The organism is Gammaproteobacteria bacterium (assembly GCA_021648145.1).
Classification (GTDB): domain Bacteria; phylum Pseudomonadota; class Gammaproteobacteria; order JAADGQ01; family JAADGQ01; genus S141-38.
On record JAKITI010000025.1, the window covers coordinates 1 to 22,387 of the forward strand.

Consider the following 22,387-nt stretch of genomic DNA (forward strand, 5'->3'; position numbering starts at 1 on the left):
TGGGCAACACCCCCAAGAACACATCCACCGAGCATTCGTTGATCCATAATAAAATTATTTCAATAGTAAAATAAGGGTTATATCTTATTTTTTTGAGTCTCTGTCTTGACTATGGGGGCCACTTTAGGGTTTCCAGTAATCCGTTGCTATTTTTCCGGCAAGTTTCTCTTTGATCTTGCTCCATAGCTCTTCTCCTGTCTGTGTGCTTCGATCACCAACAATGAAGTCGATGAACTTTTTCCCATATCTATCAACAGCAATCCATATCCATTTATAGTTTTTTTTTGACCAACATAGGTATGCATCTCATCAATCTCGGTAAATACTACGGACTCAGAACTTTGAAGACTGGTAACTTGTTCGCCAAAGCTTCGAATCCAATTTAATACACTGACATTACTCACATTCAGGATTCGACCAATAGAACGAAAGCCTGACCCCTCCAGATATAACTGGAGAGCCAATTTCTTCAAGTAAAGTGGTTTTGCTGATGAACCCGTGGCAACAGTAAATCGAAATCCACACTCCTTGCACTTGTAGCGTTGTTTCTGTTTTACAATGCCATCTTTGGTCTTGTTATTTGACTTGCATTTAGGGCAATCCATTGAATTCCTCTGCTCAATTAAAGCTCAGCTCAAAAACCAATTCTAACTAAGCTATACTACTTTAGCAATGCCTATATTTTATGGGGTTGAGTCTGTCTAATCGTCAAATATCCCATGAACTTGATCTCAATAACGAATGTGTCGCTACTTCGTGACGAAATTATTTGGCATCCCTGCCAAAAATTCACTCACTAACGCGACAGCTAATTCCTTTTGCCCCGACTGTCCTGCGTCCGTTACGGCTCCGTAAAACATCGTTCCTCGTTTCAACTACGCCATAACTACCTCAATGACTCTACGGCAACTAAAGCCGCTGCTGCAACTTCGTTCGGGCATTGAAAAAAAAGCCAGTAATCACGCTATCAGGTGAAGTTGAGTTCGATGAAGTGTACTTGATTGCCAGGCATAAAGGCGAAGTTGTGATTCACCTGTGTGAAAATGTTCAGCAGAAAACGATAAAGCCTTTGGTTGAATCGACGGTCGCGATGGGGAGTTTGATCTACACGGATGAGTACAGTATTTATCATCGACTGACTGAGTGGGGATACGCACATAAGACCGTTAATCATAGCGCTGGAGAATATGTGCGTGATGAAGATGGCGATGGTTTTCACGAAGTACATGTTAATACAATGGAAGGTTTCTGGTCATTATTCCGTTATTGGCTAAGACCACATCGCGGTATTTCACAAGAAAAATTGCCTGAGTATCTTGGTTTTTTGAATATGTGCACAATGTTCGAAAGCGAGGTAAAGCCGTGTTAAATTCACTCGTTCAGCTGTTGATTAAATAAGACCCCAGAATACATACTGAGCCAAAGTAAAAAAGGGGCACCCATTAGCCAGCCTCGGTCTGTGGATTGGGGCTTTAGACTCATTTTATGTTGGAATTACACTCCGAGTTCAGACTCATCTTATACTAGCGAAGTGAAAATTCTCTTGGTTTCGGAAGCGGATAACTGCATACAGGCTATTTCAAGATCGAACATCACTACTTTCAAGTGACTGAAACCACATATAGGTTTTTTCTAGGCCATTTTTCAAACTGACTTTAGGCTGCCAGCCTAACGAAGTGAGTCTACTCGTATCCATCAGCTTTCGTAGCGTGCCATCTGGCTTGCTGCGATCAAAAACAATCTCGCCTTCGAAACCCGTCACGGTTTTTACTAGCTCTGCCAATTCACGAATGGTGACATCCGTACCGGTACCGACATTGATATGGGACAACATCGGCTCAGTCTGCTCTGCATACTGGGCTTGATCCATCGTCAATACATGAATACAAGCATCGGCCATATCATCGACATACAGAAATTCCCGCCGTGCATTTCCGCTGCCCCATACTTCAACATTATTATCACTGGAAATTTTTGCTTCATGAAACTTGCGCATCAATGCTGGAATTACATGACTGTTTTTCAAATTGAAATTATCATTCAGCCCATACAAATTGGTCGGCATCACACTACGAAAATCAGTGCCATACTGCCGATTATAAGATTCACACAACTTAATCCCTGCAATCTTGGCAATGGCATAGGGCTCATTCGTAGGCTCTAAAACGTCCGTTAAAAGTGCATCTTCCCGCATGGGCTGCTCTACCGCTCGCGGGTAAATACAGGAGCTCCCCAAAAACAGCAAACCCTTGACACCATTTTGATATGCAGCATCAATCACATTCGCTTCAATCATCAGGTTTTTGTAGATAAACTCAGCAGGGTAAGCATTATTGGCATAAATCCCCCCCACCTTAGCCGCAGCAAGAAAAACATATTCAGGCTTTTCTACTTCAAAAAACTCCTTAACAGCAAGCTGATTAGTCAAATCCAGTTCATCATGGGTTTGACAAATGATATGAGTGTAACCCAATGATTTCAGTTGGCGAACAATCGCCGAACCAACCAAACCACGATGCCCCGCCACATAAATAGATGCGCCTTGATTCATCATATTCAATTACTCATGATGCGCATAGACATCATGCCCCGCTTTTTTAACGACATCAAAGCGCTGTGCCGACATCAAATCAGCTTCCATCATATCTTTGACCAACTCTTCAAAAGTAATTTTTGGAGTCCAACCCAGTTTTTCTTTTGCCTTGGTTGGATCACCCAGTAAAGTTTCAACTTCTGCAGGACGAAAATAGCGTGGATCAACCGCAACAATGCACTCACCGCTTTCAACGTCAAAGCCTTTTTCATCAAGCCCCTCTCCTTCCCAGCGAATCGAGCGCTCCAAATGTTTTAGTGCCACTTCAACAAACTCACGCACAGAATATTGCACACCCGTGGCAATACAATAATCATCAGGCTCATCTTGTTGTAGCATCATCCATTGCATTTCAATGTAGTCCCGCGCATGACCCCAATCACGTTTGGCATCCATATTGCCGAGATACAAACATTTCTGTAGGCCAAGATGAATACGTGCCAAAGCCCGTGTAATTTTACGTGTAACAAAGGTTTCACCACGCAGTGGCGACTCATGGTTAAACAGAATACCGTTTGAAGCATGCATGCCGTAAGATTCACGGTAATTGACCGTAATCCAGTAAGCATATAGTTTTGCAACGCCATAAGGAGAGCGTGGATGAAATGGTGTGGTTTCTTTCTGCGGAATTTCTTGAACTTCACCATAAAGCTCTGAAGTTGAAGCCTGGTAAAAACGGGTTTTCTTCTCCAAGCCTAAAATCCGAATCGCCTCAAGAATTCGTAACGTTCCCAAGCCATCCGCATTCGCTGTATATTCCGGTGAATCAAACGAAACCGCGACATGACTCATCGCGCCTAGATTATAGATCTCATCCGGCTGCACTTCCTGCACAATACGGATAAGATTAGTCGCATCGGTTAAATCACCATAATGCAAGAAAAAACTGGTATCACCCTCATGCGGGTCTTGATACAAGTGATTTATACGATCGGTATTAAAAGAAGAAGCACGCCTCTTTAAGCCATGAACTTCATACCCTTTGTCCAATAAAAATTCAGCCAGATAAGCCCCATCCTGACCTGTGACTCCTGTAATTAAGGCAACTTTTTTCACATTATCTCCTGTGGATTCATGACTTAAACTGTACTCTTTTGATTTCGTAGATAAAATAATATTGCAATAGATTAGCATTTTTACTATAAATTAAGGATAGTTATTTCATTTATTATCCTAAATACTGCAAATATTCGAACTTACAAACGAGCTAACCCAAAAATTTCTTTCGAATGACCCTCATCATAAACATAGGGTTCGATATGAAATTACGTTGCCAAAGCCGTCTTGGCTCCTGAAGCAATCGTGGCAACCACTCCAGCCCCATTTTCAAAAAAAATGGATGGGATCTCTTCACATTTCCCGTATAAAAATCAAATACCGCACCAACAGCTCCAATAAATTTAACATTCAATTGACCTCTGTGCTGATAAATCCACTTCTCCTGTTTAGGCGCAGTCATTCCCACCCAGAGCACATCAGGGCTTACTGAGTTAATCGCTTCGATCATCTTTTGATTATCATCATCACTGAACACAGATTTAAATGGCGGTGAATAAGTACCCACAACTTTAATCCTCGGATACTCAACTGCTATTTTTTCTCGAATTTGCTCTAAAACAGATTCAGTCGAGCCAAGAAAAAAATAACTACCCGTTCCTTTTTTGTTAAGCACTTCACTCAAACCCAGGAAAACATCACTACCCGTCACACGATCCTTAATTCCGCCCCCGAAAATTTTTGAGGCGATTACAATGCCGACTCCATCAGGTGTTGCTAAATCTGCCTGTTGCAGTGCTTCTTTAAATAAAGAATCCGTCTCAGCCACTTGTATAGAGTGGGGGTTAGTACATACAAAATATTTAGCTAATTCGTCATATTCTAACCAATCAAAAATCTGGCTCACACATGCCGACTTATCACTAATAACAACGGGATAACTTAAAATATTCTCACTCACTAAACACTGCATGATTCTATTGCCTTTTTATATACACCCATCAAACGATCGTAATATTTTTCGGGAGAGTATTCCCGCAGAGCCTTTTCTCTTCCAGCCATTCCCATCTGGCGACACAACTCAGGGCGATCCCAAAGGTGCTGAACCTTCTCCGCAAGGTCTTTAGGATCACCTGGTTCCACTAGCAAGCCGGTCACGCCATCTTCTACAATTTCGGAAAGCCCGCCAATTTTAGAACAGATAACTGGTTTACCATGAAGCATAGCCTCAACTACGACAAGCCCAAACGTTTCCCACCATACACTAGGCAATACAATGACCCTTGCTTGTTTATAAAATCCAACCAATTCTCCTTTTTCACAATGCCCAAGAAGACTGAAATTTTTTGGGGCCATATCGGCTAACCCTGGCATTCTATGGTGTGCGCCTGCGGCTACAAAAGGAATTGCAGGACAACGCTGCGCCGCATCTATCAATGTGGAGATTCCTTTCTCAGGACTCAGCCGCCCAACAAAACCTACATACTCAGCACTTGACTCTTCGCAAGATGCTTCAGCCATTTGAACCATGTTAGGTACAACTGATATTTTTTCTTGTGGAAAACCTGCTCTAATAAGTTTCTCTCTTTGAAACTTGGTCAAACAAGCATAGTGGCTCACATTATCAAGATAATAGCGATTTATACGCGCCCACATATTTCGTGCTGCATAACCCAAGCTCTTAGCAATATTTCTCTCGCAGTTATTAATCACGCACTTGTATTCATGACCACTTACACACTGCTCGCAAACCTTCCCGTTCTGGTAGTGCAGCCCATTGGGGCAGATAAGACGATAATTATGAACCGTCATTACTACGGGAATGCCCGCTACTTTTGCTTCTGGCAAAATGGATGGTGAAATCAAAGGAAAAAGGTTATGTATATGGATGATATCCGGTTGTTCGCTTGCAAGTAGTTTACGAAACTGTTTTCTTGAAGCAGGATTATAAATCCCACTTAAAAACGCTCGCACTGAACCCAAACGCATCTCAGCAATTTCTTCACTTGTCCGCTCAAAAGAGACAACTTCATGATCATGCTCAATGAGCACCGACCGAGTATCCCGCACCATCGCTTCTTCACCGCTGAACTTCCCGTATGCGTTATGAACCAAACAAATCTTCATCTTTATATAGACTCGCTTACGTTTACATGAAAAGCATTTTTGTTGATTTCTTCTAGCATCTTTATTTAATGTTACAGTGATTTGCTTGGGTTCAAATGCGTTAGTGCGATTTAGCGCACCACATATCTATCAACTGCAGTAAACGATCACCCTTTACGCACCATTTGTAATTTTGTTCTACTCGCTCAACCGTTTTTTGTTTTTTCTCTTTTAGCAGCTTCTCGTCAACTGCTAGCGAGTGAAATGCCTGCGCAAAACTCGCCACAGTGTGATCAATTGATTCCGAGGATACTAGAACACCACAATTATCAGTAACAATTTCTCCCGGCCCTCCTAATTGCAAGGTGACAACAGGAGTTCCACACGCCATAGCTTCAAGGACAACATAACCACCACACTCGAAAAAACTACAATATGCAAAGAGGTTTGCCTGACAATATTGCTTAAATACATCTTGCCGAGTGGGTAGCCATTTTAAGAATTTAACTTGCGGAGCAATACCAAGACGACTTACTTCAGCTTTGAGCCGACCATGCTCTGGACCGTCACTAAGAACAACCAGTTCCGCTTGTAAAGCGGATGATTCTAGAAATTTTGCGAAAGCCTGAATAATCAGTAAGTGCCCTTTCCAGTATACATGTCTACCGGCCGTTACAATGCGAAAAACACCCTCATCCGTCACTGAATAAGATAAGGATTTTTCATCTTCTAAATTCATGCCAATTTGGGACTCAACAACCACCTTATCCCTTAGGTGACGAGGTACCACAAGGTAGGTTTCATTGGTAGCCACAACAATCAATCGTGCTTTACGCATCGCAAAATAGATTAATGGGTTCAAGACAACAAGTTTACGAATTAAAAGACGCAGAACTTCACGAGCTTTCTGTCTAAACGTGAACAGTGACCAATACTGCTGCGGCAACACCTCACCCGCACCGATAGGACCCCATATAAAGGGGACTGGAAGTAGGCTAATTAAGGGAGCCCGATAGAATGGACTAAACGTCAAGTGATGCGTTAGATCAAACCTTTCTTGGCGGTGCAGTCGCAGCCCCCGGAAAACCGCAAGAATCTGCCATAACGTATAGTACAGGTGAACCCCCCGATTTCCCTTCTTCCAAAAAGCAGCCCAACGAGGTAAGTCCACGTATTCAAACCGCAAATTCGGGAGCTTATAACAAATACCCGATTGAACAATCTTTTGCTTATTATTAGCTCGCGTCAATACGCACACGTCGTGTTGACGCGCAAGCTGTTGAATCCACTGCCAGCCTACCTCTGCTTCAGAACCCTTGTCTGGTTCGCAGGCATAAGCGGAAACCAATATTTTCAAGCGTTTAGTCATTACCACTTTTTCTCCAAGCACACCACTAATTCACCATAGATTGATCCTTGTAACAAACGGTTTAACAACCAAATAGCCAGGTACAATTTTATATTTTCAGCATCAAAACCCTGCTTAATCATCACTTTTGAAGCAAAACACAACACTGCCTCCAGTGCCTTTTTTACATTTACCTTACTATTGACATGTATAAAAGGTGATAATACAAAATAAAATGCGTCATCCAGAGCCAAACTTTCACCTACGCTCTCTTCCCAATCAAAAACAAACAGCCCCTTATCTGACCAAGAACAATTCCATGGCGCAAAATCTCCATGACAACGATGCAACCACACCTTAGCTCCGTTCTTCGCCAATTCATCTAAATGAGTCCGTAATTTTGCCGCCGAACGTCTCACCTCGTCCAACATTTCAACATCTGATGAATTATCGGGAAGTGTCGGTAACCATACAAGCAAAGCCACTTGCTTACGTTCGACCTGACTTAAATTCACAAGGAAATCCATCACTGCCGCATCCATGCGAAACTTAGCAACCGAACGCCTCGTGCGATACTCCTGCACTAATGTTATTTGCCCCCTGTTATTTATTAGATCAATGAGTTTCGGCACATATTCAGCCAACGGTGTTTGACTCATTGATATTAATGCTTGTGACTCATTTTGAAGGGCTAAGCATGCTTTGGGTGACTCTGCTACCTTTAAAATTTGTGATGATGGCTCATCTCCCAAAGGCAACACAACCGTTTTACGGTTATCATCTGGCGTACCAAGATACAGCACATAATCTGAATGGCTTCCAGGTTCTGTTACTAGCAACTCGCTTTGAGCCAAGCCTTGTGGCAAGGCATTGATATCACGCGTTGCAATCAGCAGTACACGACGTCGCAATAAACCATAATACCCAAACTGTGCTAAACCACGAGCCACCATTAATCCCAGCCGTGCTGCCCATCGCCCAGGACGATGTAAACACAACCCCGCCACTGCAAAATGAGGTGAAGACAGTGGCACTACAACACGGGAATTCGTTTCAGGTAATAAAGCATATTCGCGTATCGATGAAAAAACCTGCAAATTCGAGCGAAGTTGAGCAATTTCAGCACCACTGCCCCAAGCACATAACCAACTCGGTTTCGTAGCATAAATATGAGCATTAATTGAGTCGAGGTCAATTGAATCCAGTGCAACCAGCCAACCATCAGCAGTTTCATCTTCACTGGGAATCAATGTAAAAGATGATGCTTGCATCCACCACTCTTGCTCGTCGGCATTGAGACCTGCACTGATTACTTTATCACCACCTGCTACAGGCAACAGCCAACGCCAACCAAAACGATAATCCAGCAAGGATAAGGGTAGGTTAGTGCGCACGCGGATTATTCCCAGCTCGATTAACAGAGTGTTTAATAATAGCTTGTAACACTTGATCCCTCGCCTCTTCCACAGTAGCTTCTGTATTTATTAATATAGCTCTCGGTTCATTAGATGCAAAAATTTTAAGTGCTTTAACCTGCCTCTCTACTTCCTCCAATGGCAATTCCTTTTTTCGCGCAGTCAGCACTACTGGACAACCATAAAGGCAGAAGATCAAATCCGGCTTTGGCACAAACCTTGTAAACCACCGTATAACCTTACCAGGAAGGCTTATACGGAATCGGCGCGGATCCAGTGTGATATCATAGGCATAACGGTCAAATATAAAAACTGCAGGCCTTTTTGCAATCTGTGGCCGAACCTTCAACCAATATCCTAGATGATAGTCTAAAGATAAATAGACGATACGCACAATAGAACCTAATACACCACTTGGGGTTGAACCATGCGGGTCTGTTACCGGTCCAACGTGGATATTCCGCTTCCCTTTTAGGCGTGCCAACGGAGGAAGAAGTTCTGGGCGAAGATGTTTCACAAATGTGGCATTATGAGTTGCGGCATTTAGAGCAGGCTTAATTGCATCAATAATGGTAGATTTACCAGCACCATCAACACCGAGTATAGTGATCACTGTGCCAACAGGAAAAAGATACCGATGGATTCTTTGAAACTCATGGCTGATTCTTTTCCAGACAACCTTAAACAAACTAACTTTTAATGCATGTAACAATACAGAATACCGAAACCTACGAATCATCGTTTTCATTTCAGTTTTTCCATGTGCCTCAACGACCAAAGGTAAAAGTTCCAAAGCTTTATTCCCTAGCGTTGAAAATGCTGCCAAGTATTCTTTTCTATTGCTACTGGATAAGTATTTTGCACTTTTTAAGTACTGCGGTTTATCATCTCTAAATTTGTCATGAACCATTATTTCCTTGATAAACCCTAAGGAATTACCTACATCTACAGGAAAAACAGAAATACCATTATGTGTTGACGTGCCGTTAACAAAGAACTCCGAATTAATTAAAGGCACGGAACTTTTAAAGCTAATAGTTTTATATATTTCAATACAAACACCCCACCATTTTCCGTTTAGGCACCCCAAAACATACACTCCAAAAAAACTTGATGTGCTAATTACCCCTAAAGCATCACCTTCAGAGCTAGTGATGCAATCCATAAAAACACCGCATCCTCGGTCAAAGTCTGAAGCTAAAACAGCAATATCTATATCACTACCACCTGCACTGTACGGTAATGTTTCATGATTACGCATAACTGCATACTTAATATTTGCGTCATTAAAGGCATCAAATAGCCTCTGAATAAAAAAACCTTCTGCTGAATATTCCATTAGATCAACCTACTAAACGACGAACAACACGAATGCCAATCCAAAAATACCGCATGAACTCGTACACTAATGTTCCAAACCAACGCGGCCCCTTAACACCACTAAATCTGTCCTGCACCAAACGTCTTTCAACCTTTCTTCGCTCAATAAAAATCGAACTAATGTTAGCATCATGCCAAGTAAAGGAAGCCAAAGTCACAGGAAGATGAGCAAAATGGTAACCAGCCTTGGCTATGCGCACATACCAATCAAAATCCATTGTCACTTTAAATTCTGGATTCAAAAAAACACCATCATCAATTACGCGACGTCGGATGAAAGTTGTACAGCTCGGTATAAAGCAGCCATAATAAATCAGCATAGACTCTGAATAAAAATATTCACGCTTACGCTTGACTAACTTGCCTGTAGTATCAACAAAATCACAATCACCAAAAACAACATCAACACCCGAATGCGTTTCAAAGTAATCAACAATTTTGGCTAAAGCTCCATCTTCATACCACTCATCAGTGTTAAGCCAACACACCACATCACCCGTAGCCATGCTAAAACCTTTATTTATTGCAGCAGTCTGACCGGCATCAGACTCAATAACAACTCGCACGTCAATCTTTGATGGCGATACTTGATAGGCTTGTAATTTTTGTGCTGTTTCATCATTCGAACAGTTATCAAGAATAATATGTTCTACCTCAAATATTCCTACCTGTTTTCGTACAGAAGTTATACAACGCCCAATAAAGCGCTCCTGATTATATGATGGAGTTATTATGCTTATTTTCATGTTTTTTTACCTCTGAATTTGAACAAACCTTTTCCACTGAGGTATTTTTATTTTGCTTGCACCCTTTTTTGTATGAACATAGACTGCAAGTGCTATTCCTAATGCTAAAAATGTAAATTCTGTTAGTCTTACAAAATAAAACAATGTGAAAAATAACGTAATAGTGTACGCAAACATACTTAGTTCATGCTTCTTTGCTTGTACTGCACAACGCAACCCAGACCAAAACAAAGCGACCAATAGAAAAAGGCCAAAAATACCCGCTCCCGCCAACACATATAAAGCACCCATTTTGGCATGCCAACGAGATCCAGATGCCCATTGAGCAAAGCTTGGTAAGTAACTATCAGCAACAATATGTATATTACCAAAGCCTACGCCAGTAAAAATAAATTCTGGATGATGTGATAAAAACTCAAAAGTTCCTAGATCAAAATCCTCCAACCCACCACTACTCTCTATTCGATTAAAAAGGCGTACGTCCAACATCTCTGCAACATACCTTCCCAGATCTGTGAATGTTAACGGAATCACCACCACCAAAATAAAAAGCCCAAGCAACACAGCCCTCTGCGGGTTAAGAGCTATAAACATAAGATAAAGAAAAATAGCTACAAATCCTAGCGTCGAAAACGTTAAAGCCATGCTTAAAAGCATTAAAATTAACGCGACCACATCACCAACTTTCCCAAAGACAGAGCGCCCTAAAGACCGTCTTAATTCAAGTAAAAAAATTATTCCAGCACATAGATATAAAGAAAAATTTTTCGGTTCCATCGACAATGAAGTAACACGAAATGATCCACTAATACCCACCCCTTCCATTGCGTGCAACATAACATCCTCTTGCAAACTTCCATCCATCCGTGGAATTGGGAAAATATTAATACCAGCAGAAGTAAATACAAAATATTGAAGGATTCCTAGCAAAGCAAGCCCAACCATTGTTGCAATATAAACAACAATGGCCTGTCTAAGCGCATCATCCTTACGTAGAGATAATACAAGAGGAAGTAGTATGAGATTTAAAAAAGCCAGTAACTGAACAAGCTGAGATATAAATACCTTAAAACTAAAATTCACTACCTCCACATTTGGCAATAATTCAGTCATGAAGGGTCCAATTAAACCCGAAAAAACTGCTATCAGAAAGTATATTAACAATAGTTTTAGCAGAAAAATTTTTGAATAAAGCTTCAAAAAATACCCAAAAGTAACAGGTACTGACAAAAGTGACAACACTTTCCATAGTTCCAGATAATGCCCAAAAAATGTCATATATACATGCTTTAATGGTATGGCAAAAAATAATATCAAAAGTGCTTGGTGCCATTTATTAGTCAACAGCGCATTAATATATACTGCAACAATAACCAAATAGACTACGTTTAGAATAATTAGATACAAAAAATCGCCCCAGCTTATATTACACAACTAATGTTACGCAGTAGAGTTTTTGAGAAGTTGTAACTTACCAAAAGCCAGTCTAATGGCTTTGATATAAAATTTGTTCTTTAAAAAAATACTCTAGGTTGGCACCCAATATAAACAACAAGGGGTAGTAACCATACTAAACACCACCTACTTCTGGGTGCGCGAGCAATGTCAATAGCCTTCCCGCATCAGCCTCAAACCCACGAACAATGGTCACGATGCACCAAACAAACAATAACACGAGCAAAAAGTTTGTTAACGAATCCAGCTTGGCAAAACGATTTTTTTGAGTGCCATTCAAAATTTGGAGTGCAAAACATAACACTGCCAATAACAACAGTGAGCTAACAAATAGTTTTTAAATAGTGAAACCTTCTGCTGGAAAAAATGCATTCAACACCAAGAAAGTAACCAGCAAATTAAATCCATACAATTCAAGAAAATGGCTCCGCATAAAAATTTTTCAACCTACTTATTATTATTCAGGAGGTTTTCGTACAAAGCCATATACTGCTCAGCGACCACCGGAAAAGAAAAATTTGCCACTGCATAAGCTCTAGCTGTATCACCCAGTTGAATTTGACGACTTTTGTCTGCTAATACCCATTGAATGCCTTTAGCCAAATCTTCAGTATCAAATGCCGTAGCTAGCCACCCAGTTTTTTTGTGCGTAATGATATCAGATAAACCGCAAGTATTAAACGCCACGACAGGAGTCCCACAAGCCATGGCCTCAACACCCGTATTAGGCAAATTATCCATACGTGATGGAATGATCATTGCGTCAGCAGCGCTATACAAAGCCCTTAAACTAAGGTCATCATGAAAATACCCCATATAGTGGATTGGAAAACCAATATCAGGAACCTCTTTCGGACAAGCTTGGCCAAAAATAACAAACACAAGGTTTTGTATTTCTCCTCGCAAATGTTCCAGTGCTTTTAGAAGCAAATCGAAACCTTTCAAATGGCTATCTCCACCACCCATAGCGCCAAAAATAATCAGGTTACAATCCTTTGGAAGATTAAAAAAATCCCGGGCAATGTCTTTTTCTATTGGCTTCCATTCATCGGTATTTATTGCATTTGGAATTACTTTAACGGGCCAATCGTGCATCAGTGCACTTTCACCCACACATTCAGAAAGCCACTTACTTGGTGTCACAATCTGAGTGGGGTTTTTCCACTCTTTTCTCTTACGTTTCCAAACCCAACGATTCAAATCAAACCCAGCTTCGCCAGCAGGTCTATTTGAAGCTGTATACCCTTCACGCCAACGACTATCTTTAGAGTAATGTTCAGCACCACAAAAAGCCCACATATCGTGTAGCGTCCACACCAAAGGCTTGCGAATGCGTGCAATATCTTCTACTGACATCATCTCTGCACACAACCAGTGCAAATGCACCAAATCCACATTGGATTTATTAATACGTGCAGGCCAGCTTGACCGAAGAATTGAGGGGGAAAGTGGGTAGAGGCAGCTAGTTTTGAGAAAACTTCTTGCTACAAAAGCAATGCGTGGGCGAAGCAAACTTCCTAATTTAGGGAGATATCCCGCTGGGCAAGATACCGTCCAATCCCCTGATGTAGACTTAACTACTTGCATATTTGAATCACCACCTGCCGCTCGAACTGCATGATGAATACGATATGCCGCACGAGCAGCACCTCCACTGAGGTCACTGTAATTTATAGCTAAAATTTTCAAAGCAATAACTTCCGCTTTATCCGTGAAACAAAACGACGGAGCTGATATACCCAGCCGAACCCACTAAAAGCATAGCTGCCCTCTGGCCAAACCCCTAAGCTCCAACCTCTTGTATTACCAAGTAAATCAACAGCTCGAATTCTCTTCACAAGCGGTTCAAAGTGTGACTCCACCTGTTGTTCTGTATGGTTATATTGAGCAAATACACTCGCCTGTTTTTTAGAAGGATTCATTAAAAAGCTTTCTAACAAGTCAACGGAATAGTCTAACTGCTCTATGAACTCATCACCAAGAAATTTCTCTAGCGCACAATAATGATTAGCAAAAGAAAGCACTGCTGCCTGGCGATGTTCAACACTTCTACGCTCTTCATCTGAAACCAATGCATTAAAAAGCGGCCCCATTTGCCCTTTATCATCAATAATATAACCTGCCACCGTAGGATGATCTGCAGATAAAAAGAACTCAAATATTCCACGATAACGATTGACCCATGGCTTTTGAGAAGCCGGGTTAAATGGGTCATTTAAAAAGCCATGTATGCGTTCGCCAGATGAGAAAACACAGCTTTTAGCCAAGCCTAAATAAAAGCCCTGAATACTGACTTCAGAAGATCCATTTTTTTTCAAAATATTCTCAAGTGAACGTTGCATGCGCCCATTCCAACCGACGTCTACAATACTTATTTGCCTTTCTTCCATCACTCCAGATTGCTGAAAATATAATATTGCATCTTTAAGTGCGAGGCTTGATTCATTTTCTAAATGAGAAATAAACTCTGGGTCGCGAATGATATTCTTTAATGCCTTTCTTTTATCCAGTGCAAGATTTTCATCAATTGTTGCATTGAAATATTTAGAAGATATCTTAGATACCAACTCAGAAGATAAACCTACCCTATTTGCCACGATTTGAATTGACAAGTGGGATGTGTCTTCAAGAATCCACTCTTCAGACTCTTTTATAGACGTGTGGCCTGGCAAATGAAGTGCTTGCCGAGACGCATACAGGTACTCGCAACTTACCCCTAATTTTCTTGACTCAGATAAACACCGAGCAATTTTACATAAAATTTGACCATCACGAGACAAAAAATAAATTTTACGAATGCCTTTTTTTATTGATTCGCATAAAACCCAGCTAACAAAACGAACCAAAATAGGAGCAACAATTTGCGAAAACACCTCCCATTCATCATGCCTATTATTACCAGTATTGGCCGAGCTAAGCCTGGCTGAGCGAAGAAGCCCACCTACAAAACGGCTATCACCACCACGGTCATACCATATTTTCTCAGTTTTATTTGGAACTATATTCTGATAATGCTCTGCGCGAATTCCTCGCTCACGAGCTTTTTTCACATCGCTACGTAAATTATCACCGATATGAATGTCTATCGGTGATACAGCGTTTACTATTTCATACAACCCACCATCATGCTTAGTTGCCCCATACTCACAGGATACGAATAACTTGCCTTCATCAATGCTGATACCACATGAGTTAGCAATAGAACGTAAGTGACCCTGCCCAAGATACATATCTGAGAGAATAATATCTTGCGAAGAGAGCCTGAGAGTATTTTCGATTATGGGACTCGTGAGTTTGTGCTCTAACTCTATCTCCAACCCCATCAATTTAAAGCGACTTTTTTCATCATAAGGCAGCTCTTTATAAATACGCTGCAAATTTGTTTCGACAACCCCAGCGCGAGACTTCGTTTCGGCAATAATGCGAGCACTAGCAAACCCTGTAATACCTGAAATTCTTTCAATAATCTCAAAAATATCTACTGGCTGTAAAACACACCGAGTCACTAACGTGTCCCAAAAATCCCAGCTTTTTACCATAGCCAAGCTTTTCTTGCTCTAACACACAAATTATAACCAACCTCGTTTTGAATAACCTATATCTTCACCCATTTTTTATACCTAATGCTTGTAATTGGATAAGGAAGAAACGTTTATCAAAAACATAATTCAGTAGTAAAGCAGTTAACAGATGCGAGATCACCATTGCTATAGCTGTCCCTGTCAAACCCCATTTTATTGTAAAAATAGTTAATAAAATGCCTGATAGTGGTATACCTATAACTACCTTCTTAAGAACTGTAGTCGTTGTCCTTTGCTGAGCAATCCAAATTTCTTGTACACTTCCCATAAAAAGTGGAATTATTACAAATGAAGCTATCCAAACCAACTCTGTCACCTGACTAAACTTCTCCCCTAACAAAATGGGAACTAAGTATGAAACTGAAAACATATTCACCCCAATCGCGACCAAAGCAACGGCCAACATCCCACGAATTAATTTTATTATGTCTTCTTCATAATAATTACTGTTAATACCACGGGTGGATAAAACTTTATTAGCCACTGGAATTACCGAAGATGCAACCAGTCCCCATGGAGTGAGAAACATTGCAACAGCGGCCCAAATCCCGGCACTCTCTTTCCCAAGAAAATAATCGACTGTAAAAAGTTCTAACCGAAGATACAGCATGATCAGTGCCGCTGAAATCGCGAGTGGCAGGCAAAGGCGAAAATAACTCTTTGCTTGCTTTAAGTTGATATTCGTTTTACTAAACCGAAATTCTGTACGTAAATAAATCAAACACAGGATGAATGCACTCGCTAAAACAGCCTCCAATACAGCAATAGCAACAAAGAAAGTAAGCGGCATGAAAATTACGACCCCGATTACTTTTAAAACAGCTCCAATCAATATGACAGTACCAGAGATTACTGCAAAATTCTGAAACCTTCCATCTGCTTGCAGCTTATTCCCCAAAATTGATAGTGCTGCCAATGGAACTGTACCGGCCAATATATAATAAACCATACTATTCTCAATCTGAGTAAACAAGATAAACAGAAGAAATAGAATCAAACAGAGAACGGACCATATAGAACGCAAAAATATAGCGGAAGCTAAGAACACAGATCCATCTTTTCCATCTCGTTTTGATAGCTCAGAAAGATTAACGTGATCAGCACCCATCCCCGCTGCCGCACTAAAAATAGCTACAGTTCCCAATGCGATAGCAAACACTCCCCACTTTTCTGGCCCTAAATAACGAGCAACATAAGCAGTAACAAATACCCCGACTACAATTTTAAGTATTTTTTCTAGCAAGAGCCAAGAGATTGCGGACTTATTTTTTGAAAACATGCTTTATAATTCACCAAACAGCTCAAATTCGCACAACTGAAGCCCAAAACTTCAGGATTAGTTCTTGCGGTTCAACAATAACGGGGCATTGTTAAGTTAGTATATTTTCCAGTTCCCCGTTACGTTTCGCCATGAGCAACATAACAGAATACCTGAGCATTGTTTCACTCTTGCTATAGCATATTTGACTTCCTTCTAAGGTCTTGCCGGAAAAGGCTGTTATATCCTTAGACAATAAATGTCTCAGCTTTGGATTGTCTATGTTTGTCTTGCGGGACAAACGCTTCATAGGCTTTCCAGTAATTCGGTTGCAATCAGTTTCATTGTTTCTGGGTTGTCAATTTCATCCCAGAACCTTTACCCTGTCTGGGTGCCTCTTTGAACCTTTATTAACAATACTCTTCGCTGAAATTAAACAACTGTTGTTATACCGTTCCTTTCCATTTTCTTATAAAAGACTCTATTTCACTACTAGAATAGAAGTGCTTAACATATTTTGACTGGTACAGCTTACCTAAATAATCATCAGATATAACAATACTATTCCTTACCTCATTGTAAAGATTAGAATATGATTTGTCTTCAGCTTTATTTTAATTTAACAAACGAATGCAATCCTTTTTCAAATACTGACACATAGCTTCCTCAGCTATCGTGGAAAGATTTTCCATCTTTATAACCAAGATATCGTATTTATCATTAGAATATATTTGATAGCCACGCTCTTTATCAAAGGGAATCGAATAAACATCTATACTAAGAAGGCACTTAATTTCATCATCAAACCATTCAATCACTTCATTATGGGGAAAGTCCCTAAAAAAAACCTCTATAATTTGTTTACAAGTAAGGGTATCACCGTAAGTATATTCTGGGCAATAGATATCAATATTCTGAAAAAAAGCTGAAATATTGCGACCTATTGGTTCACGGGTAAGTGATATTATCTTCCATTTCTTCCGGCTATTTTTTTTAAGATAACATCTCTAAGAGCTTGACTATATAGATAATATTTATTTCCTTGTTTCTTTGCCAACTTGTAGGCTTCACCTGAAAAAATAAGCTTGTCGGTTAATACATGCTTGTGAAATATAGCTCCCTGGTATCCGCTACTCTTGATCGAATCTACAATGGTTCTGGAACCAACCTTCCCCATTTGCCAAACAAACACTGGTGCTTGATTACCGGCAAGCCATAATTTTACATATATAGCAAGCTTGTAATATTTTTTTCCAAAAAAAATACCAAAAAAATTATGGCTCTATGTGATTTGTAGTGGGTAGCTGTCATAATCGACAACCATGAACAGCGAACATTTATTCAGCATGGCGTTGGGCCTGCAAGCTCCTTGGGAAGTTAAAGACATCTCCTTTACTGATAATGAAAACGGAAGCAGAGAGCTCCATTTACATATTGGTTTTATATCGGGAACTCGCTTTCCTGACAAGACGGGAGAACTGTGCTCAGTGCATGACACCGTCCCCAGAAAGTGGCAACACCTCAGCTTCTTTGAGCACACTTGTTATCTTCATTTCGCCGTACCACGCATCATCACCACAGACAAAAAAGTGCGCACTATCGAGGTTCCTTGGTCGCGGCCAGGCAGTGGCTTTACCCTGCTATTCGAAGCATTGGCTCTGGCATTGATTGAGCGAGAAATGCCCGTCAATCGAGTCGCCGAGATGCTCAAGGTCAACCCTCAGCGAGTCTGGAATTTATTCAACTACTGGATCAGTCAAGCAAAAGAAGCGGATGATGTATCCTCTATAAGCAAGCTCGGGGTTGATGAAACTTCATCAAAAAAAGGCCATAAATATCTGACACTGGGTGTTGATCTGGATGAGTCTCGAGTGATTCATGTCACCGAAGGCAAGGGTAAAGCAACCATCAAAAGCATCCAGAAGCACCTAGAGAGCAAAGGCGTTGAGAAAGAACAGGTTCAGCAGATCAGCATGGACTTATCCCCATCCTTCATTGCAGGAGCGGCGGAATCATTTCCAAAGGCACAAATTACATTTGACCGATTTCATGTTGTTAAGCTGCTCAATGAAGCAATGAACCAGGTTCGAATTGCCGAACGTAAAGAGCACGACCAGCTAAAAGGCCACAAATACACCTTTTTAAGAAATCGAAATAACTTATCAGACAAGCAGGAAAATGCGCTCTCTGAAATGATCACCCTCTACCCTACGTTAGGAGAAGCCTATCGTTTAAAAGAGCTTTTTAACGATCTTTGGGGCATGCCAGACAAACAAACAGCAGAGGCTTTTCTGGCGCAGTGGTGCGGCGAAGTAGAGGCTGCAAAAATACCTGCTTTTAAGAAGTTCTCCAGGACGGTCAAAGCACATTGGAGCGGGATTATTCATTTTGTTGAAAGCCGTATTACCAACGGAATTCTTGAAGGCATCAACAGCAAGGTTCAGCTCGCCAAACGTCGAGCAAGAGGCTATCGCAATATCGATAACTTTATCAATATGGTTTATTTTCTTTGTGGAAAACTAAAGTTCAATTACCCATTCTATTTCACATAGAGCCAGAAAAATCGCAAGGTACACACGGCAGCGTTTAAGACGAAGATAGGTCTTGAAAACCCCGTAAGTGGAGCTTGTATTTCACCTAGTGCGCAACTTGTGATGGAGGAGGATGTCCAATGTATCCATACATAAAACTATTTTCATTGAAATCCCGCGTAGTGTTATGGTGCTTTTTTTTAAATGCTTCTGCGTATGGCATCACTTTTGGTGAGTATCAGGGTGCTAAGCAATCTAATAGCCATCACCCTGTAGCTCAGCACCATAAAAATCATGGTGACAAAAAAATGATAAAATCCAACAATACAAACCCTGGGTGGCCACAACTTTTCATGTTGGCGAAATGGGAAGAAAGCATGACCGTAGCCGGGAATAAATGGGGCCAATATCTGATGAACCCTGACATCAACATGAAGTGGGCAGTCAGCAGTACCACCTATTACGATTCCCAGCGTATTTTCTTTCAAATTGCAGATTATACTGGACAAGATGAGCCATGGAATACTTACGCACAGCGCGCAGAAGAGATCTATCGAGATTTCTACGCTCGCCCAGATTATACCATGCCTGGTTATCGCCGATTTCCACATGGAATATATATGGACTTTGTCAGAACTGGCGACCCCATATCCGCAGCAGGCATCCCGCTAATCCGTGATGCACCAGCGTACTCCAATCCTGAGCAATTCGACGCGGCCTACATGTGGTACTGGCAGGATCTTTCGCGTGAAATAGCCTATGCTATTGGCGCGCATGTTCTTGCCGAGCGTGCGGGTCATGCGAGAAATCAAGATCGCGTACCGCTTTTTATTGCTATGGCATTGAGCCATATCAACGAATGGACAACAGGTGAACGTGGCAATCCAGATACAAGCAAACATCGTTTTTCACCTTTTATGTTTGCTTTAACAGCAGAAGCACTGATCAGTTACTATGAGTGGGAAGTTGAGCGCGGTGCAAATCCTGATAACACTATTCCTAACGCCCTTAGGACTGCTGCTGATTTCTTGTGGTCTGCTCGTGTTACAAAAGGGCCTAATACGGGCAAGACAATGTGGATACCTGATCTAAGCGGCCGGAGCTACTCTACTTGGGGCGACTTAGGTGGTACTGGCTATGGCGCCTTCAGGTATGAAGATTGTGATTGTTCGCCTGCAGGGTCTCGGCCTGCGCCAGGGTTGAACCTACTGATTGTTCCAGCCTATGCTTGGCTGTTCAAACACTTTGGTGATCCTAAATACCTGGAGAGAGGCGACTTGATTTGGGAAGGTGGAGTTAGCTTGTCTCAAGCTGACATCAGGTTTGCTGGCAAACAATTTAACCAAAATTATCGTTGGAGTTTTGAGTATGTTAAATGGCGGAGTGAAGGGACTTTGAAGTGGCCCCATAGTCAAGACAAGAGTGTAGCCCAAATCCCCAGATAGGACTCCCTCCGACCTCTAAGAACCACTATCTCCCTCTTTCAACGCTTATTGCTGGCCATTTCTGGCTCATCACCGCGTATATGACTGAGTCATTTAGTCAAAAGCAGTTCTTCGGTGCCTGTTTAGCACGCCATGGGGCATTTTGGACAAAACTCTCCTGTCTAAACCGTCATTTGTGTCGCAAGTTTCTTTAAATGGGTGGCGGCTCAAACGCCTTCAGGGCGACCAGCACTTGCTCCAGTAGTGTTCGATGTTTTTCCTTTAGTTTTACAAATAATTGCCGTCCGCTCTTAACCACTTTGGCCGCCATGGCATACAAGCGCCAGCGCAGAGTGATTGCACGATGGCTAGCCAGCGCTGCTGGCAACAACTGGCGCATCAGGGCAAACAAGTTATAGGAGAGTGCGGTGATTAAAAAGTACAGTGCATCGGCTTTGAAGTCCGAGCAAGGGAGCGTATCACCGCCAAAATCCAGTTTTAGTTCCTTGATGCGATTCTCGCTCTCCTCTGCGCGTTGGTTGTACCAATGGATAACTTGGCTATCGCTCAGTTCATCTCGGTTGGTGGCAATCGCACGGTAAAGATAACCGCCCAGGCTGATGCCTTCTGAGCTCTCTTGCGAATCCAGATCCAGATCCGCTTGTCCTTTAAGGGCTTTTCGCTGAATTACAAGGGTGAAGGCTTTCTCATAATCTCCGATACAGAAGCTTATGCGGTAGCTCTCTTGGCCGCTTATCGCTTCACCGCTCTTATCGATCAAAGGCTGCCAGTCTGAATCGCTGGCGGCTTCAATCTGTGCGCGCATGGCCGCGCTGGTTTTGGCGCGAATCGCATAGTCGATGCCGTGCTCATCACAATACTCGATGATTTTTGTTTGATAACCAGCCGCATCAATACGCAGTGCATTCAAGACGCACCCTTCGGGTAACGACTGTTAGCATTGCTGGATAAATGCAAGATTGTCCTTCGCCGGTGCGACATTGCCTTGGCGAAAGTCGATCGCCACAATCTGTCCGGTTTGTGCAATATGCCCGACCATGGGCATAAAGCCTTTGTTTTTGTTGTAGGTCCACTGCGCGCCCGCTTTATTGGCAATCACTTCTGTGGCATCAATATCCAGTGTCACTTTTTTGCGGCGGTGTAAGGCGGATTGTAGCAGGGCTTTGTTGACCTTTACCCAAGCATCCTGGGTTTTCGGCTGGCTGCTCATTCGCCTTAGCCAATCACCAAGAGTGGTCGCTTGGGGGAGTGTTTTGAGGCCCAGTACGGTGCGTAATGCTTCATCCTCCTGAAGGTGGCGAATGCCATCCAGATGAAAGCTACCTTCGTGCTGCATCAAGATGAAGGTTTTGATGAATTCAGAAGGCTTATACCCACGATTACTTTTGGGCAGCGGAAAGTGATGGTCAATACGCTCGGCGAGATTGAGAGAGCCCATTAACTGGACCGTGGCTAATAAGCCGGCACGGGATGTGAGTAAGTCGTTTGTGATATCAAGTTTGCAGGGTAGAATCATCATAAGCCTTGAGCTGT

At 41.8% G+C, this 22,387-nt stretch carries 15 protein-coding genes and 2 pseudogenes; 3 read left to right on the forward strand and 14 right to left on the reverse strand.

The features are described 5' to 3' along the window. Positions 1–146: 146 nt before the first annotated feature. Positions 147–605 (reverse strand): IS1 family transposase, encoded by a 459-nt coding sequence (locus tag L3J70_12055; protein ID MCF6237085.1) that lies wholly within the window; start codon positions 603–605, stop codon positions 147–149. 410 nt (positions 606–1,015) lie between these two features. Here L3J70_12055 and L3J70_12060 point away from each other — a divergent pair. Further along, a pseudogene (locus L3J70_12060) lies at positions 1,016–1,398 on the forward strand (IS1595 family transposase). Positions 1,399–1,579: 181 nt separating this feature from the next. On the opposite strand, the gene L3J70_12065 reads toward L3J70_12060, so the two are convergent. The 12 genes from L3J70_12065 to L3J70_12120 form a co-directional block, all read right to left on the reverse strand. Further along, the gene (locus L3J70_12065) at positions 1,580–2,554 is read right to left on the reverse strand and encodes a GDP-L-fucose synthase (protein MCF6237086.1); all 975 of its coding nucleotides are present in this window, start codon (positions 2,552–2,554) and stop codon (positions 1,580–1,582) included. 6 nt (positions 2,555–2,560) lie between these two features. Next, positions 2,561–3,649, reverse strand: coding sequence for a GDP-mannose 4,6-dehydratase (gmd, locus tag L3J70_12070; GenBank protein MCF6237087.1), 1,089 nt, complete (start codon positions 3,647–3,649; stop codon positions 2,561–2,563). A 151-nt stretch (positions 3,650–3,800) separates the two neighbouring features. Next, entirely contained in the window at positions 3,801–4,550 is a 750-nt protein-coding gene (locus L3J70_12075) for a WecB/TagA/CpsF family glycosyltransferase (GenBank protein MCF6237088.1), read from the reverse strand. Beyond that, positions 4,550–5,716, reverse strand: coding sequence for a glycosyltransferase family 4 protein (locus L3J70_12080; GenBank protein MCF6237089.1), 1,167 nt, complete (start codon positions 5,714–5,716; stop codon positions 4,550–4,552). The genes L3J70_12075 and L3J70_12080 overlap by 1 nt, the downstream gene beginning before the upstream one ends. 100 nt (positions 5,717–5,816) lie before the next feature. Continuing rightward, the gene (locus L3J70_12085; protein ID MCF6237090.1) at positions 5,817–7,085 is read right to left on the reverse strand and encodes a glycosyltransferase family 4 protein; all 1,269 of its coding nucleotides are present in this window, start codon (positions 7,083–7,085) and stop codon (positions 5,817–5,819) included. Further along, positions 7,064–8,437 (reverse strand): aminoglycoside phosphotransferase family protein, encoded by a 1,374-nt coding sequence (locus L3J70_12090; protein MCF6237091.1) that lies wholly within the window; start codon positions 8,435–8,437, stop codon positions 7,064–7,066. The genes L3J70_12085 and L3J70_12090 overlap by 22 nt, the downstream gene beginning before the upstream one ends. Beyond that, a complete protein-coding gene (locus tag L3J70_12095) occupies positions 8,427–9,797 on the reverse strand; it encodes a hypothetical protein (GenBank protein MCF6237092.1) in 1,371 nt (456 codons plus the stop codon). Before L3J70_12095 ends, L3J70_12090 begins: the two co-directional genes overlap by 11 nt. A gap of 4 nt (positions 9,798–9,801) precedes the next feature. Then, positions 9,802–10,584 carry a glycosyltransferase gene (locus L3J70_12100; protein ID MCF6237093.1) on the reverse strand — a complete coding sequence of 261 codons (783 nt, stop codon included), beginning with the start codon at positions 10,582–10,584 and terminating at the stop codon, positions 9,802–9,804. 6 nt (positions 10,585–10,590) lie between these two features. Further along, positions 10,591–11,697, reverse strand: a complete 1,107-nt coding sequence (locus L3J70_12105; GenBank protein MCF6237094.1) for a hypothetical protein — start codon at positions 11,695–11,697, stop codon at positions 10,591–10,593. A gap of 789 nt (positions 11,698–12,486) precedes the next feature. After that, entirely contained in the window at positions 12,487–13,728 is a 1,242-nt protein-coding gene (locus L3J70_12110; protein MCF6237095.1) for a glycosyltransferase family 4 protein, read from the reverse strand. Continuing rightward, positions 13,725–15,356 carry a hypothetical protein gene (locus L3J70_12115; GenBank protein MCF6237096.1) on the reverse strand — a complete coding sequence of 544 codons (1,632 nt, stop codon included), beginning with the start codon at positions 15,354–15,356 and terminating at the stop codon, positions 13,725–13,727. The genes L3J70_12110 and L3J70_12115 overlap by 4 nt, the downstream gene beginning before the upstream one ends. A 286-nt stretch (positions 15,357–15,642) precedes the next feature. Then, a complete protein-coding gene (locus tag L3J70_12120) occupies positions 15,643–16,899 on the reverse strand; it encodes an oligosaccharide flippase family protein (protein ID MCF6237097.1) in 1,257 nt (418 codons plus the stop codon). A 1,301-nt stretch (positions 16,900–18,200) separates the two neighbouring features. Between L3J70_12120 and L3J70_12125 the strand changes: the two genes are divergently transcribed. Both L3J70_12125 and L3J70_12130 read left to right on the forward strand, forming a co-directional pair. Then, positions 18,201–19,430, forward strand: coding sequence for an ISL3 family transposase (locus L3J70_12125; GenBank protein ID MCF6237098.1), 1,230 nt, complete (start codon positions 18,201–18,203; stop codon positions 19,428–19,430). A gap of 119 nt (positions 19,431–19,549) precedes the next feature. Then, the gene (locus L3J70_12130) at positions 19,550–20,854 is read left to right on the forward strand and encodes a hypothetical protein (protein MCF6237099.1); all 1,305 of its coding nucleotides are present in this window, start codon (positions 19,550–19,552) and stop codon (positions 20,852–20,854) included. A gap of 190 nt (positions 20,855–21,044) precedes the next feature. Here the strand turns inward: L3J70_12130 and L3J70_12135 are convergent. Beyond that, a pseudogene (locus L3J70_12135) lies at positions 21,045–22,292 on the reverse strand (IS1380 family transposase). Positions 22,293–22,387: the final 95 nt, after the last annotated feature.

What these genes read in the sequence shown, in the direction of transcription:
- L3J70_12100 (MCF6237093.1), bottom strand. Translation starts at nt 10,584, where the DNA reads ATGAAAATAAGCATAATAACTCCATCATATAATCAGGAGCGCTTTATT.
- L3J70_12125 (MCF6237098.1), top strand. Translation starts at nt 18,201, where the DNA reads ATGAACAGCGAACATTTATTCAGCATGGCGTTGGGCCTGCAAGCTCCT.
- L3J70_12130 (MCF6237099.1), top strand. Translation starts at nt 19,550, where the DNA reads ATGTATCCATACATAAAACTATTTTCATTGAAATCCCGCGTAGTGTTA.
- L3J70_12080 (MCF6237089.1), bottom strand. Translation starts at nt 5,716, where the DNA reads ATGAAGATTTGTTTGGTTCATAACGCATACGGGAAGTTCAGCGGTGAA.
- L3J70_12055 (MCF6237085.1), bottom strand. Translation starts at nt 605, where the DNA reads ATGGATTGCCCTAAATGCAAGTCAAATAACAAGACCAAAGATGGCATT.
- L3J70_12095 (MCF6237092.1), bottom strand. Translation starts at nt 9,797, where the DNA reads ATGGAATATTCAGCAGAAGGTTTTTTTATTCAGAGGCTATTTGATGCC.
- L3J70_12120 (MCF6237097.1), bottom strand. Translation starts at nt 16,899, where the DNA reads ATGTTTTCAAAAAATAAGTCCGCAATCTCTTGGCTCTTGCTAGAAAAA.
- L3J70_12105 (MCF6237094.1), bottom strand. Translation starts at nt 11,697, where the DNA reads ATGACTGAATTATTGCCAAATGTGGAGGTAGTGAATTTTAGTTTTAAG.
- L3J70_12065 (MCF6237086.1), bottom strand. Translation starts at nt 2,554, where the DNA reads ATGATGAATCAAGGCGCATCTATTTATGTGGCGGGGCATCGTGGTTTG.